Annotated in this window: 3 protein-coding genes; all 3 read right to left on the bottom strand. The window is 53.6% G+C overall.

Annotation, left to right across the window (positions count from 1 at the left end; translation table 11 throughout):
- From OCU60_RS06935 to OCU60_RS06925, 3 genes are read right to left on the bottom strand one after another with little or no spacing between them, the layout of a single operon-like run.
- The gene (locus OCU60_RS06935; protein WP_074373875.1) at nt 1-3,273 is read right to left on the bottom strand and encodes a non-ribosomal peptide synthetase; all 3,273 of its coding nucleotides are present in this window, start codon (nt 3,271-3,273) and stop codon (nt 1-3) included.
- The gene (locus OCU60_RS06930) at nt 3,270-9,464 is read right to left on the bottom strand and encodes a non-ribosomal peptide synthetase (protein ID WP_074373874.1); all 6,195 of its coding nucleotides are present in this window, start codon (nt 9,462-9,464) and stop codon (nt 3,270-3,272) included. Before OCU60_RS06930 ends, OCU60_RS06935 begins: the two co-directional genes overlap by 4 nt.
- Nucleotides 9,461-16,735 (bottom strand): non-ribosomal peptide synthetase, encoded by a 7,275-nt coding sequence (locus OCU60_RS06925; protein WP_074373873.1) that lies wholly within the window; start codon nt 16,733-16,735, stop codon nt 9,461-9,463. Before OCU60_RS06925 ends, OCU60_RS06930 begins: the two co-directional genes overlap by 4 nt.
- Nucleotides 16,736-16,744: the final 9 nt, after the last annotated feature.

The following is a 16,744-nucleotide window of genomic DNA, read 5'->3' as shown; positions in this document are numbered from 1 at the left end:
TCATTTAGGTAAGGCTGTCCGTAACGTAGTTCGCCGGGCTGCGCGGCTCTGCCGCCGGAAATGACTCCTCGACCGTTGTCCCTGGCGGTATTCCGTTGCCTGATATTGTGAGGTTTCCGTTTCGCAGGCTAATTGTGCAAGATAGCGGGCCAAACTCCGAATCGTCGTATAGCGGAACAAATCCGTCAGTTGACAGTCCGATGCCAGATGCTTTTGAATCAGAGCATGCGCCTGAACCATCAGCAGCGAGTGACCGCCGAGGTCAAAAATATTCGCCGTCACACTCAGACTATCGGCCGGATATTGCAACAGCGTCGCCCATAGTTCCACCAGTGCCTGCTCTGTTTCTCCTTCGGGCACTGTTGCTGTGTGCCCGCCTTTGGTGATAACCCTTTCCGAACGGAGCCGCTTGCGGTCAACTTTGCCGTTGCTCAGCCGGGGAAGCGACTGGACAAACGCAATCCGCGCCGGAATCATCTGGGCCGGTAGCCGTCGGGAAAGAAACTGGCGCAATACTTCTTCATCAGCAACATTACCGCAAATCCAAGCCGTCAATACCGTCGGTGTTTCTTCTCCGGCAGTCACGGCCGCATCATCGACGCCGGGATAATTCCGGATCATTTCTTCTACCCATGTTGGCTCAACCCGAACCCCACGAATTTTGATCTGGCTGTCCGCTCGTCCGCCAAGGATCAGCGCGCCATCGCTTCGCCAGCGACCGATATCACCGGTACGGTACAAGCGCTCCCCCGGCAAGCCGAAGGGATGAGGAATAAAGGCAGCGGCCGTCAGGTTTGGCTGCTGCCAGTAACCCCGGGCCAATGAAGCTCCGGCAACATAAACTTCTCCCCAGGCTCCCAAAGGTGTTGGATACAATTCATCATCCAGCAAGTGAATGTCTGTCCGTGCGATCGAAAACCCGACCGGAACCACCGGCGCCTGCACATCTTCAATCGTAATCTCCCGGTAAGTCACGTCAGCGGCAACTTCTGAAGAACCGTACAAGTTCAGGAGCTGTACATCCGGAAGAAGGGTCTGAAAACGTGTCACCAAAGCCCGGGGCAGAGCTTCCCCGCTGGAAATGCACAGACGGAGGCTCTGCAACATAATGGCATTTCGCTCCATCTCCTGAAGCAGGACATCAAGCAATGACGGAACCAGTGTCAATCGAGTCACCCGATACGCCAAACACTGTTGTAAAAAGCGTTGTGGCTCCCGGCTGATATCCTGCGGCGGCAAAACTACCGGAACACCAGCAAGCAAGGGGCCCCAAAGGTCCCAGAGGGAGTCGACAAAATTCGGAGACACCTGCTGAAAAGCGATGTCATCCTGAGCAAAAGGATACTGCTGCCACATCCAGCCCAAACGATTGGCAAGCCCCCGGTGAGTTCCCATAACCCCTTTCGGCTGGCCAGTCGAGCCGCTGGTAAACAAGATGTAAGCGACAGCATCAGCAGAAACAGTTACGACCTGCGCGGCAAAGTCAGCCGATGCAATCTCTGCCGCACTGGTTGTTATCTCCCCGGGAACATGCAGCACCGGACAACAAACCCTATCGATCACATCATGACTGTCGGTGGCTTCACTGGTCAGTTCATCACAGAGCAAGACACCGGGGCGAACCTGTGTGAGCACAGCATTCAACCACTCGTGGGGATACGCAGGGTCAAGAGGAACAATCGTTGCACCGCAGGCTGAGACGGCCAGAAAAGCAGCAACCCGCGATACTGAACGTTCCATCAGAATACCAACCGGTGTTTCTACGGTAATGCCGTACCGGTCAAGCTGTTGTCGAATTGCTGCTGCCATGTGCATCAGACGCTGATAAGAAATGACTTCTCCACCTTCAATGCCATTGTCCTGAATCAAAGCGGTCCGTTCCGGGGACTGCCCGGCTACAGCCGCAAACCGGGCAGCAACCGTAAAATCATGATCCGGAGCAACAGCCGACGGCTGCGCCGGCTGACTGGCCAGCTCAAGAGATTTCAGCGGACAATCTGGTGCCCGGACGACTTGAATCATCAACTGCTGTAAATGATGCGCCAGCCGGACGATAGCAGTTTCGTCAAACCGTTCGGCTGCATACTCCCACGTCAGTTTCAGACCATATTGATCCGACATAACATACAAGGTCAAATCAGTCATCACATCACTCGGTGCAACATCAAGCGGCGTACTGACGGTATCGCCTGAAAGCGCTCCGACACTACTGGACTGACGAGATTGAAAATTCAGCATCACATTGACCAGAGAAACCTGTCCGGCACTGTGTTCCGGTTTTAAGGCCTGCACCAATTGCTGGAAAGGCAGATCCCGATGGTCCATCGCATCCAGTGTGTCGTCACGTACCCGTTCGACCAGTTGTGCAAAACTGGGACGACCGGAAAAATCGGCCCGGACGATCAATGTATCAAGCAATAACCCCAGAACCTGACGACTTTCGGCACTAGTACGTTGTGCAATTGGGCAACCGAGCAAGACTTGACGACCGTCGCTATAGCGGGAAAGAACCGCAGAAAATGCCGCAATCATCATCATAAAAGGCGTGGCCCGCAGCTGTTTCCCCAACTGCCGGAAATTATCTGCCAACGCACTGTCAATGACAGACACATAGCGTCCGCTGCATCGGTTTGGCCCATCATCCAAGATCTTATCGGGTGGCAGTGAAACACCACTCGGCTCATCTCCCAGATAATCCCGCCACCAGTCGATCAGGTGCATCTTTCGCTTATCATCGAGGTGGCGTGCTTCCTGTGCGACCAACGCGGTAAACACGTCATTCGGTTCCGGTTGTTGCTGAACTTCTCCACTTAGAGCCGCACAGTAACGTCGAGAAAGTTCCTCCCAGAACAGTCCCAAAGACCAACCGTCGGCTACCAGATGGTGGGCCGTCACACAAAGTACGAATTCTTGCTCACCCAGAAGAAATAACACTGCCCGGACCGGCAATCCCGTTCCCAAATCAAACGGCCGATCAATCTCTGCCTGCATTTGTGACTGCAGGGTGGCAGAGCTCGACGGCTCCTGACAGAGAAAAACATCTGGCAACGGCATCACCTGTTGTTGCGGTACACCATCTATTACTGTAAACCGGCTTCGCCAGGTTTCATGACGCCAGAGTATATCCAGCAGAGCCTGCTCCAGTATTGCGACGTCGATTGGGCCACTCAAGTGGATCGCCGAAGGCACATGTAATGCTGAACCGGACTGCGCTAGCGTTTCCAGCAGCCACAGTCGCTGTTGAGCAAATGAAAGAGGAGACGGCTGTTTCATACATCCCCCGTTTCAGCAGACAAACATTCCTGAACCACGCCAGTCAACAGCGCGATGGATGTCGCCTCAAATACGGCTTTCAGCGGCAGATCCACCGACCAGTGCAAGCGAATTTCATCGAGGATTTCAATCGCCAGTAAAGAGTGTCCACCCAGGTCGAAGAAGTCATCGTCGGGATGAATGTCCGTCACGCCCAGTGCGTTCTGCCAAATCGAGGTCAAGACCGCCATAATCGTCTCCGAATCGGTGTTCTGAACCGTCTTCTTCGCCTCTTCCCCCGAGTCATTCAAAGGCGTCAGCGGGGCCGGATTTACCCATTCCGGAGATGGCGATACCACCGGCAACGGTTCCGTCTCATCGCTGCCAATCCAGTGATGCTGATCTGAGAAAGGATACAGTGGTAGCGATACACGATTGCATCGTCTCTGCGGATAAAGTTGCAGCCAGTCTATCTCCCCCCCCTGCCGCCAGATGGTGGCCAGATTTTCCAGAATATTCTGTCGCTGTATTTCCGGGTTGTCATCCGCCTGACTGTCGTGGAACGCTGCGATCAGGCGAGAGATCTCAGCCGCATCGTGACCACTCTCCCCGACATTGCAGACCGTCGTCTGAAAGCGGCCATTTCGCAGGGCATCAGCCGCATCAGCCAGATTGGTCGCCACCAGTGTCCGGCGATACATCATTGGTCGGCGTCCGGTCTGGAGGCTGTATGCGATATCACACAAATCTTCGCTTTCATCCAGTACGGATGACAACATTTGGGTCCATTGCTCCAGCGCCTGCTCATGGTGAGCCGACCAGACCAGCAACGCTGCGTAGGGCATGGTTGCGCGCTGCGTTTCCTCCAGCGGCAACGGCGCTTGTTCCAGCACCACATGGGCATTCGTTCCACCGATACCGAATGAACTGACACCGGCTCGACGCAGGCCATCGGTTTCCTGCCAGGGCCCGGTTTCCGTACATACCGTAAACGGTGTTACCGAAAAATCGATGTTAGGATTAGGCTGGGAAAAATTGGCGCTGGGTACGAACATACCCTTTTGCACCATCAGGGTCGCTTTAATCAGACCGGCAACCCCGGCAGCACTGTCCAGATGACCGAGCGTGCCTTTGATCGAACCCACTGCGCAATGCCGCACCGAAGCAGACTCATCCTGACACCGGAAGGCACGTTTCAGCGACTCGATTTCAATCGGATCACCAAGCAACGTTCCGGTTCCGTGAGCTTCGACATAGCCAATATCCGCTGGTTTAACCTGCGCAGCCAACAAAGCTGCATTGATGACTTCACTCTGTCCTTCGACACTGGGGGCGGTATAACCAATTTTCTGATTGCCATCGTTATTGATTGCACTGCCTTTGATCACGGCCATGATGCGATCACCGGCCTTTTGAGCATCGGAGAATCGTTTCAGCGTGACAACCGCCACACCGTTACCGCTGACCGTTCCGTTTGCCGAAACATCGAAAGGGGCACACACACCATCGCATGAACCAATACTCCCTTGCTGATACCGATAACCGGTTCGCTGGGGAACTCGGACAGAAACGCCGCCAGCAACCGCCACATCACATTCGCCCTGATGCAAACTACGACAGGCCATATGTACTGCCACCAGCGAGGAAGAACAGGATGTCTGTACAGCCAGACTCGGTCCCCGTAAACCAAGACGATAGGACGTCTGCGTCACGATATGATCTTTATCATTGGCAATCAGCAGACGATGAGCACCGATTTGTTCTACCAACTCTTTATTCTGCCAGATATTGTTGAGCAAATAAGTGCTCACTCCAGAACCGGCAAAAACACCGGTTCTGGTTTCACAAATACAACCAGCATCTTCCAGAGCATGCCAGACGGTTTCCATGAACAGTCGCTGCTGCGGGTCCATGATATCTGCTTCCCGGGGAGAGAAACCAAAAAATCCGGCATCAAAACAGTCGATATCCGCCAATACACCGCCAACGGGGACAAACGCCGGATCCTGCTGCATCGCTTCCGACACCCCAGCCTGTGTCAACTCCTGAGCGGAAAACCGGCTGACAGTGACTTCTCCGCCACAGAGCTTTTTCCAGAGGGCATGAATATCTTTTGCACCGGGGAAACGTCCAGCCATACCGACAATCGCAATCGGCTCATTCACTTCCACGTGTTGCTGCGACTGTTGACCGGTAGCCTGAGCAGCCGATTGATCGTCACACGCCAAACGCGATGCCAGCGCTGCCGGTGTACCGTATTCAAACAGCTCCGTCAGGGTCAGGTGGTATTCACCCAGCTCATGCAAACGCATATAGACCTGAGCCAGCAACAACGAATCGCCACCGACATCAAAAAAACGGCTATGTCGTCCGATTAGCGGTGCACCGGGGATCACCGATTGCCACAAAGCAATCACCCTCTGCTCTGTCTCTGTCAGCGTCATGTCATCCGCAGCCATCACTGATTCATCGACGGATTCCGGCATTACAGCCCGGCGATCTAATTTCCCCCGGGAAGTCATTGGTAGCTGTTCCAAAAATATAATTCGGTTCGGTAACAGATGTTCCGGGAAGTACTTTTGCAGGTGTTCTTGTACTGTCTGGCGGGTCAATACCCCTTCCCCTTGAATGCTGCCGACATCCGGGGATGGTCGGCTCTTCCCATCCTCGGACGGCCGCCGGGCATACAGATAGTAAATCCCCTCTTTTCTATCGACGGACCAGTCTTCATCGACCGTTACATCAAACCCCTGCTCTTGCAGTCGTCGTACCAGCCGATCAAGACGCCCGTCCTGATCGTGTACCTCCATGACAATCTGGGCAAGACGCGCCCAGTGCTCCGACCGGATACCTGCCAGCACAGCTTCTTCACTTTTTTCTGCATTGATTTTCAGCAGATCAATCCGGCTTAGTCCAGCCTGATCAATCAATTGTGACAACGGCTGAATCTCCACCTCCAGTTGCCGAGCCGTCAGTTCCCGCTCAAGCAGCAATTCAATCGCCGATTCACGATTTTCCCTGAGCCCTTCCAGCGCTGCAGCGTGATGACGCTCCAAATAGGAACGAACCAGCGATTTTTCCTGTGCCGGATCCGCATATAACCCCGAAAGAAAAGAGAGATGCGGATAAAAGGTAAACGGATATCGACCGGCCACTTCCCCGGCACCGAGAACCTGCACATCAGCGTCCGGCGCATAAAGCGACAGATTGGTACGAAGAACTTCCGTCAAATAAGGATTGGGTTCCAGACTGTACAATTTGACCCGGTCAGCCAGACAGCTGACCGCCACTCCGAACAGGCCAATATTAGCCCCTACATCAATCACACAGGCACCGTCATCAATCCGGATACCGTGACGAAAATAAGCGTTGTTGACAAACACTTCGTGATAGAGGAAATCAGTTTCGTTCGGGTTGAAACCAACCACTGCCAATCCATTCGGCAGTGCTTGCCGGACCAATCCACCGACAAGCGGAGACTGCATTCGTTCTGCCACAATACCGGCAATAAAAGGCGAGGTCACCGAATCTTCGGTCACTGGTGGCTGCCATGCTATAGCTGCATGAATGGCGGGATGTTCACTCAGCACCGTTTCAACATCGGTTGCTTCGATGCGGACCCCTCTCACTTTCAGTTGGCTGTCACACCGCCCCAAGTATTCAATCTGACCATCAGACATCAACCGTCCGAGATCACCGGTCAGGTAGCACATATCATCCGATCCGAGACTATATTCATCCTCGTCATCATCACCGCAACAATGAATAAACCGTTCTGCCGTCAGTTGCGGGTCACCGATATATCCGCTCGCGACCCCCCGACCACTCACACAAATCTCTCCGATCATCCCGTCAATCACCGGACGCTGCCGTTCATCCAGAATAATGATACTCATACCGGGCAACGGTGTACCGATTGTTACTTTCTCTCCGGTCACCCGTGCCGCTGTAACATCCACGGTACACTCAGTCGGACCATAAAGATTCCAGACCGTCATCGTTTCCAGTGCAGCCAACTGCTGCCAGAACCGGAGTGGAATCGCTTCACCGCCGAGTAACGCCATCGTCGGCCCTATCAGCTCTTTACGACCGAGTCCCTGCTGCATCAGCAGGGCCATCTGCGATGGAGTACAGTCAAAAACATCGACTTGTCCGCTCTCCAGTGCATGACAGATTGCTGCCGGTTCAAATCCCCGCTCCGCTTCCGGCAACAAATACAGACAATGACCGAAGGCAAGCTGGAGCAGTTGTTTGACCGAAGTATCAAAATGCAGCGGCCCATTGAGGCCGATCCGTAATTTCTGCTTGCAACCATCCCGACTGACGAACTCCCGATAAACGGTATCGTGCAGAGCATCGGCCAGATGAACCAACGATTCGTGACGAACCATCACCCCTTTCGGAACCCCTGCCGTCCCGGAGGTAAACATGATATAGGCCAAGCTACCGCTGTCGCATGCCGCGACTTCGAAGGGCTGAAATGCTGCGGCGTCAAACTGATGGAAGGCGTGTCGCTCATCCAGAACCAGACTCAGGTCTGCCTGAACGATCATTTGCTGCAGCCGCTTTTTCGGCTGGCGTGTATCGAGAGGTACATAAGCGGCCCCGCTCGCCAGTACTCCGAGAATGGCAACGATGGCCTGTGGCGATTTTCTCATCGCAATCCCGACCCGATCACCGGCAGCCACACCAGCCTGTTGCAGTTTCCGGGTCATATCATTGGCCCGTTGCAGCAGTTCGCGATAGCTCATCTCCCCCCCCTGCCAAGCTAACGCCGAGGACTGTGGCGATACCAGTGCCTGACGGAAAATTCGTTCATGCAAGGTCGTCTGAGGCTCCGGCAGCGTCGCAGCCTCCGGTATAGTTTTGCCCGAGAACAGATGGTTAAACGGCAGCTCCGGCGCCTCAACCACCCGGGTCAGGGTATCGATAAAATTGTGGATCAAGTCCTGAATCGTTTGTGCTGCAAACAGTTCCGTCGAATATTCCAGACTTGCCTGATAGGTTCCTTCGACTTCCTGCACATAAAGCCCGAGTGCAAACTTGGCACTGTCACAAAAAACCGGCACCGGTGTGACAGTCAGATAAGGGAGGTCCCAATGTTTTTTACCACCGGGTTCAAATAGAAACATTACCTGAGTAAATGGGGGAACAATCGGATCCCGCTCCAGCGCCAAAGCACCGATAAGTTTCTCAAACGGTAATGTCTGATGATCAAGAGCCCCGACCACGCTCTCACTGACCGCCTCAAGCAACTCACGAAAACAGCTATCCGACTCAATCCGGGCCCGGAGAGGCAGTGTGTTAGCACAACAACCGATCATCGGTTCAAACTGGGCCAGAGTCCGGTTCGACACGGCTGACGCGATCACTAAATCCTGCTGACCCGTCATCCGGGCAAGTGTTAAATGAAAAGCGGCCAACAGGGAAGAAAACAACGTGGCCCCGAAACGATGCGCGATCTCGCTCAGACGGGCCGGTAACCCGGACGGCAGCATAAACGTTTCCGTCTTTCCATGATACGTCGGCGGATGAGAGCGTACTTTATCAAACGGTAAGCGTAACTTCGTCGGTGCATCCCGTAACTGTGCCTGCCAGTAACGAATATCTTCAGCAACCCGATCCGGGGTCCCGGCCTGCTCCTGCTGCCATCGAACAAATTCAGCGTATGGGGCAATGGTCTGCTGTATTGGTGTTGTCCCACTCAACTCTCGTTCATAAGCATTTAACAACATGTGAGTGAAAATCCCCACTGACCAGCCATCCATCACCAAATGGTGAGAAGTCAGTTGTAACAGGTGATGGCTGTGGCTCAGCCGATAAAGTCTGACTCTGAGCAATGGCGCCTGAGACAAGTCAAACAGTTGCTGAGCTTCTTCCCGGAGTGCTGCATTCAGCGTAGCCTCTTGCTCGGATTTGGGCACGCCGCTCAAATCGGTCATTGGGATCGTCAACCTCAGTTCCGGTACTACCTGCCGGACCGGAACGCCAAGTTCGGTGTGAAAGGCGGTACGCAACGATTCCTGAAGAGCGATGACTTCATTGAGCGCCAGTTCCAATACATTGAGATCCAGTTGTCCCCGCAGGCGGAGAGCCGCCGGGATATGGTAAAACGGACTTTGGGGAGCAAGACATTGCAAAAACCATAATTGCTGCTGTGCCGACGACAGTGCCGTCTGTAACAGATGTTCGGGAGAAATCGGATGCGTCATAGTCTCGTCCTCGTTAAATCTTGTGAAATAGTGGATTCATCTAATCCTCCTCCCAAAAATCCGTGGACAAACATCTCTCCGTCTTCAACCCCGAACCGCTCTCGGATGAGATTCACATCGATCGTACCAATCGGACATAAACCAATCTGGTATTGCGCTGCCCTCATCATCAGAAGTTGCCCCAGATATCCAGCTTCAACCCGGCTGAGATCTGGAGCCATCTCACCATAAAGCGGCAACAGTGCCGGCAGGTGAGCAAAGATGAGAACAGAAAATGCAGCTTGCTCAAAAATCGGTCGATTGACAAAAGGATCGTGAATTTCAGGCGGTACCTGAAAATCGGTGTCGATCAGCACCAGCGCATTTTCGCGGGGCTCGAGACAATACAGTCCGGCTGGCATCCCCGATACTTTTCCCTCATGCAGACAAATATAAGTTCTGAGTGCATACACTCCGCCGGTCGAAGGGTAAAGATAGCGGTCGCTTTCAGGCAAACGTGACAGACAAGCAAATAACCCGCAGAGCGGCTGTGCCGCCAACACTTCTGTGCTGAACTGTCGATGCGTCTGCCGCTCTGTCAGTACAATCGTCTCCGTTTCAGGGATAGCACCAAGCGGGAAGCGGACAAGCTCATCCGGAAATTCCGGATAACCGGGGTGTTCGGCTTTGAAGCGACGTCGGGCCATAGGGTCAAGAATTACCTCAACCGGAGCAATCGCTTGACTGCCCCCGGTTGTTGTGTCCGCGTGGATCTCATCGTCTCCGCCACACATTTCCGCCAGTGCGGCAATTGTAGGCTGCCGATAAAACTCACGGAAAGAGAGGCGCACCGACCAGGCCTGCTCAAAGGCATTTGCCATCCGGACGATATCCACAGACGATACCCCGAGCTCCAGTAGGTTGGTCTGTGCTCCGATATCGGCAATGCCCAGTGTATCGGACACGATCCGGCCAACCCTTTCCAACTTACTGATTTCCGCTGACGGCGCAGTCACAATATCCTTCGGCCGGACAGTCGCGATCGCAGCCTCAGCAACGCCCGTCGAAAACTGCGGACACAACGCCCGGCGATCAACTTTTCCATTTCCGGTCAGTGGAAAGGTTTCCAATATATCAATACTTGTCGGGATCATATAGACCGGTAATTGTGCCTGAAGATAGGCTTTCAGCGCGCCAGTTCCGACATCGCAGTCTTCTGCACGAATGACATAAGCAGCCAGCCGCTTTCCTGTTCCCGTCGCATCAGACACACTGACGACCGCTTCACGAACACTCGGGTGACGCCGGAGTACGGTTTCAATTTCGCCCAACTCAATACGGTGTCCGGCCACTTTGACCTGTGTATCATCCCGCCCCAGAAACTCAATCGTACCATCCGGCAGACGACGCCCCAGATCGCCGGTCGCGTAGAGCCGTTGTCCCGTCACAGGGTGTACCGACAAACGGTGTGTCGTCTCTTGCTGATTACGCCAGTAACCTCGCATCAGACCGGCTCCGGAAATATGCAGTTCCCCGACAGCCCAAACCGGACGCTCTCGTCCCTGCTGATCCAACACGTGAAACTGCTGGTTACTCAGTTCTAATCCATAAGGGATACTCCGCCATGCCGGATCAATTGGCCCGATCGGATAGGCAATCGACCAGATCGCCGCCTCTGTTGCACCGCCTAGACTCATTAGTTGTAACCCCGGATTCATGGTCCGGCTCCGGAGACGTCTGGGGAGCGTCAGAGGGATCCAGTCTCCGCTCAACAACACCGCCCGCAAAGTTGCAGGCAATCGTTCATTACTGCCATCCAGCGCATCGATCAACAAATCCATCAGAGCCGGAACAGAGTTCCACAGAGTGACCTGCTCCTGCTTTATCCGTGCCAGCCAGTGCGCCGGTTCTCTCAACCGATGGCAATCCGGCAGCACAGCAGTTGCTCCGGCAATCAGGCTACCGAACAGGTCATAAACCGACAGATCAAAACTGAGTGATGATAAGGCGAAAATCCGGTCTCCCGACCACACACCCAAACGTTCATTAATATCCAGCAGCGTATTCACCACCGCTCGGTGAGTCATTTCCACCCCTTTCGGCTGCCCGGTGGATCCTGAAGTAAAAATAACGTAAGCCAAATGGTCCGGTGAAACAGTCACTGCTGGCGACGAAAAGTCTTCCAACAACTCCGGTGCTTCGTCGACAGCCATAACCATCAGATGTTCCGGCCAGTCGATACGGGCATCGATCCACGATTGGGTCAGTACCAACGTCACTTCCCCCTGTGCCAACAACATTTCGATTCGTGCCCGGGGCAAATCGGCATCGATCGGCAAATAAGCAGCTCCGGCTTTGAAAATGCTAAGCGTGGCCACTGCCTGTTCCCAGCCCTTTTGCATCACGACCGCAATCAGGCAGTCCGCACTGACACGCTGTGAAAGCAACCATCCGGCCACACCGTTAGCCTCACGATTCAGTTCGGCATAAGTCAACGAACGCATCGGGGAAGCGATCGCGACCGAGTTGGGGAACTTCTCGGCCTGCCGGCTCACCAACTCACTGATCGACATGTCAGCATCACGGAAGTGACGTTGCGTATCGTGAGCCCGTTCCAGTTGCTGCTGTTGCCAGAGTGGTAACGGCACTGGTTCCGCCATTTCCCAGACATCAGGATCGAGCAGTTGCTCCAGTAGTGCGCAATAGGTCTGGAACATATCGTTCCACAGACCATCCGGGAACATGGTTTCAACAATGTCCCAGTTGAAATGCAGCGCACCATCCTGTTCATAGACCTGATGATCGCAATAAATCTGTGGTGTCTGAGTAATACCGTAGACCAGTTCCCCCAACTCGCGCAGAATCGCGGTATCCTGTCCCTGACCGAACTGCGGTAGGATGCTGCTGAAAACCACCGGCATGATCGCCTGTCCTTCCTGTCCACGCCGGCGGGACAGATCCCGTAAGACGTCCACACCACCGTACTGACGATGATCCAAATCATCGAGCAAACGTTCTTGTACGGTTCGTGCCAGGGCAGCAAAACTTTGTCCGCTGCGGGTATCGATTTCAAGTAATGTCAGAGAAGTGAAATCGCCGAGAATCGAATTTACATCCGGATGAACGGGCTGACGATTGAACAGGGTCAGATTCAGGGTAAATGCCGGGGATTTCGCCCACAGGCCCAGAACCTGACTAAAGGCGGTGATCAGCAAGACCGAAGGCGTGACCCCGACGGCAGCGGCGTAAGATTTCAGCGAATCCCACTGTGTCTTCGACAATTGTCCGCTACGACGTTCGAAATGTATCACCTCCGGCATCGGAGACGATGACGAACTGAGCGGTAACGCTGGTGCCGGCGGCAGCGTATCTAACCGCTGCTGCCAGTAATCTCTGGCCCGTTGGTACTCATCACTCTGTATTAACATCTGCTCACTCAGCAGATAATCCCGGAACGAGAGTGTCAGTTCCGGCAGTTCACGTTCCGGGAAACGACTCAGTTGCCCCAGCTCCCGGCAAAAAAGTAACCAGCTCATTGCATCACCGACCAACAGATCAAAACTGATATGCAGCCGGATCTTTTCCTGCGGCAGAAGCAGCGCACGAATATCGAATAGCGGCCACGAGTGGACCTCAATAACTTGATGTGACATCTGGTAGCGTAACACTGACGCTGCGGATGCAATCTGGGCCGCATCCACATCACGCAAATCATGGCTGTGAATCGAATAATCCTCCACTTCCGCCAATATCTGCTGAGTACCATCTTCATGAATCACGCACCGCAACATGTCGTGACGCCGGATCAATTGGTTCAGAGCCTGCTGTAAAACATGTAAAGACAAACCGGTCGTCTCGATTTCCACATAAAGGTGTGCTGAGGTATTCCCCAGTTGAAAGTCCTGCCCTCGCCCGATCCAGTAAGCCTGTTGGACCGGATTCAATAAGAATGCGTCATAGCGGTGTAATCGATCAGGTACAGCCTTGGGCATTGGGGTTGCGGAAGCCACCAAGGTATCGCTGGCATCGATCAAAGCAGCCTGAGCTGCCACCGTTCTTTGACGGAACAGCTCCCGCAGCGACAGATCAACACAAAAAACGGCCTGAATCCGGCTGCAGAGCCGAATCGCCAGCAATGAATGTCCGCCCAAAGTAAAGAAGTCATTCTCAATCCCAATGCTCTTGATTTCCAAAAGCTCCTGCCAGATTCGCAACAGGCGTGCTTCGGTAACCGTTCGAGCCACAACAAGCGCCTGATTCCCATCGTCCGTCAACTGCTGTTCCAGTGATGGGGACAGACGACGATCCAGCTTACCAGTTGAAGTCCGGGGAATATCATCGACAATCAGGATCTGCCCGGGTACCATACTGTACGGCAATTGTTCAGCAAGTTGCTCCAGCCATACCTCATGACAGGGCACAGCCCCGGCCTGCAATGTGACAACAGCCACCAGTTGCTGTCGGGTCACGGTCACCATTGCAGCGCGAATTTCGGGTAACTGACACAAAATAACTTCAATTTCGTCAGGTTCGATACGCACCCCTCGCAGCTTTAACTGACTGTCCCGGCGCCCGAGAAATTCAAGCTCTCCCTCTCGGGTGTAACGCGCCAGATCGCCCGTAGCATACATTCGTTCTCCCCCTGTTTCAGAAAACGGATCCGGAAGAAATTTCTCCGCTGTCAGATCGCCCTGGCCGACATAGCCACGTGCTAGGTTGTCCCCGGCGATAAACAGCTCACCGACGGCACCGAGATTGACCGGCCGTAACTGTGCATCCAACACATATAACCGAGTATTCGCAATCGGCCGGCCAATCGTCACCCGCGGGTTTTTCTCTCCCTGACACGACTTGCATGACACGTCGATAGCCGCTTCAGTCGGACCATAAAGGTTCTCAAGCTGGATCTGTGGAAAACGGCGACAGAAATCATCCCGCAACTGAGGAGAGAGAGCTTCGCCACTGAGAATCAGCAGACGTAGACTGTCCGGTATCTCTTCGTCAATGTCAGTATCATTGTCCTGCAGGAACAGACTAAGCAGTGAAGGCACAAAGTGCATCACTGCGATTTGCTGTTGACGAATGGTTTCAATCAGACAAGCACTGTCTGTTTGGGCCTGCAATGGTGCCAGTACGACTGTCCCACCACACGACAACGGCCACAAGTATTCCCAGATAGACACATCAAACGTCATCGGGGTTTTATGCAACACTCGTTCTCCCGGCTTTAAGTTGTAAGTTTGCTGCATCCACAAAATTCGGTTGAGCAAACCGCCATGCCGATTGATGACGCCTTTCGGCGTCCCGGTCGAGCCGCTGGTAAAGATGACATATGCGCCCATATCCGGTTTCAGGCGACCAGTCGGGTCTGAATCATCGGCAGAACCACTTTGTTCCACGTCAAACCGATCAATAAAAAACCGAGGGATCGTGTCATCCGCTACCAAATCCCGATCCCGGAGGGACAGCAGCAGACGTGCATTGGTCTTTTGCATCATCAGCAAGGTACGTTTCTGCGGAAGCGTCGGATCAAGAGGCAAAAATGCCGCACCAGCCTTCAGAACCGCCAAAACGGCAACGATAAAATCCGGATGACGGGGAATGGCGATCGCAACGATTTCATCCGGAGCAATTCCCTGTCCAATGAGTTCGTGTGCCAGTCGATTGGCACGCTGGTTCAACGTTTGATAAGAAAGTGAATCGTGCCCGGTCCGGATAGCCGGGATACCCGGATGTTGCTGGGCCTGACGCTCAAACATTGCAACAATGTTGTCGTGCGGTTGCGGCCAGATGGTCGTGGTCTGATTCCAGAGACAATACTGCTTGACGGTGGCTTCACTAACCAGAGAAAGCTGTCGTAACGGAACATCCGGTGATGTCAGTACCCGCTCGGCCAGATGCAACCAGTCGTCAGCAAATCCCGCGATTGTGTCATGGTCGAACAGATCCGTGGCATATTCAAACGTCAGGATCCACTCCGATGCCAGTTCGATAACTTCCAGTGTCAGATCAAATTTTGCTTTTCCGCTGTCAACCAAGTAAGGATGCATCGACAATCCACCGAATTGCAGCGCAGGTAACGGCATATTCTGCATCACGAAGGCCGTCTGAAAGACCGGATTGCGATCCAGACTCCGCTCCGGATGCAAAAACTCGACGATCTGCTCGAAAGGCAGCGCTTGATTGTCCAGTGCCTTCAAAACCCTCTGACTAACCACCCCCATCAGTTCTCGGAAACTTTTATTCGTGTCCACCTCGATCGCAATAGGCAGCGTATTGATAAAAAAACCGATCAGCGATTCATTCTCTTTGTGCTGTCGGTTAGCAACCGGACAGCCGATCACGATCGGTTGTTGATCACTGTATTGCTGACCACTGTAATATGACAGTACCAGCGCATCGATCGCCAGCAATACGGAGAACGGAGTCATCCGGCTCCCGCTTTCCGTCCCCTGCGCACAAAATGTCATCAGTCTGGCCAGCAGTTGTGGGGAGAGTTTACGGCGCATCTGTGCACCATTAAAACTCTGGCTGTCCGGACGGGGTCGATCAAGCGGCAACGCCAGCGGCTCAAGTTCTTGGGGAAGCATGCTCTGCCAGTTATCGATCAACTGTTGCAACGGTTCCCCCTGCAACCATGATTTCTGCCAGTTGGCAAAATCCGTATATTGAATGGGAAGTTCAGCCAGAGACTCTCCGCAGTAGAGTCGGGAAAATTCCTGCATCAGAACGCCCAGTGACCAGCCATCGGCAATGATGTGATGCATGACCACTAGTAAGAGATGCTCTTGTGAAGAACGCGACAAAAACACACCCCGGATCAGCGGTCCGTTGCTTAAATCGAAAGGCTCAGACAGTATCGTTTGAATTCGCTTTTCAACCCATGTCTCATCGGCATTTTCTGGAATCGCTTCACAATCGAATGGTAGTTTGATTCGTTCCCGTATGATCTGCACCGGCCGACCATCAAGCGCAGGAAAACAGGTCCGAAGCGACTGGTGCCGTACGACGATCGTTTCCAACACGGTCCGGATCCGGGAAACATCCGCTCTTCCCTTAATATTGAGAGCCAGAGGCACCGTATAAGCACCAGTCTGCCCATGTAAGCGTTCGAGAAACCATAACCGTTGCTGAGCAAATGAAAGTTCGAGCGGAGTATCTAACTGTACTGGCCGGGAGATGAGCTTCGTGTCAGTCTTTTTTTTGTGGCGCCCAGAGGAAGCCTGACTAACCAATTGCGCCAGTCTTTCCGGCGAAACGGCTTCCTGAAGAAAAGAGCGGTCCTGTGTCATAGCGAATCT

Source organism: Vibrio spartinae, from assembly GCF_024347135.1.
Lineage (GTDB): Bacteria > Pseudomonadota > Gammaproteobacteria > Enterobacterales > Vibrionaceae > Vibrio > Vibrio spartinae.
This window is presented reverse-complemented; position numbering and strand designations above follow the sequence as displayed.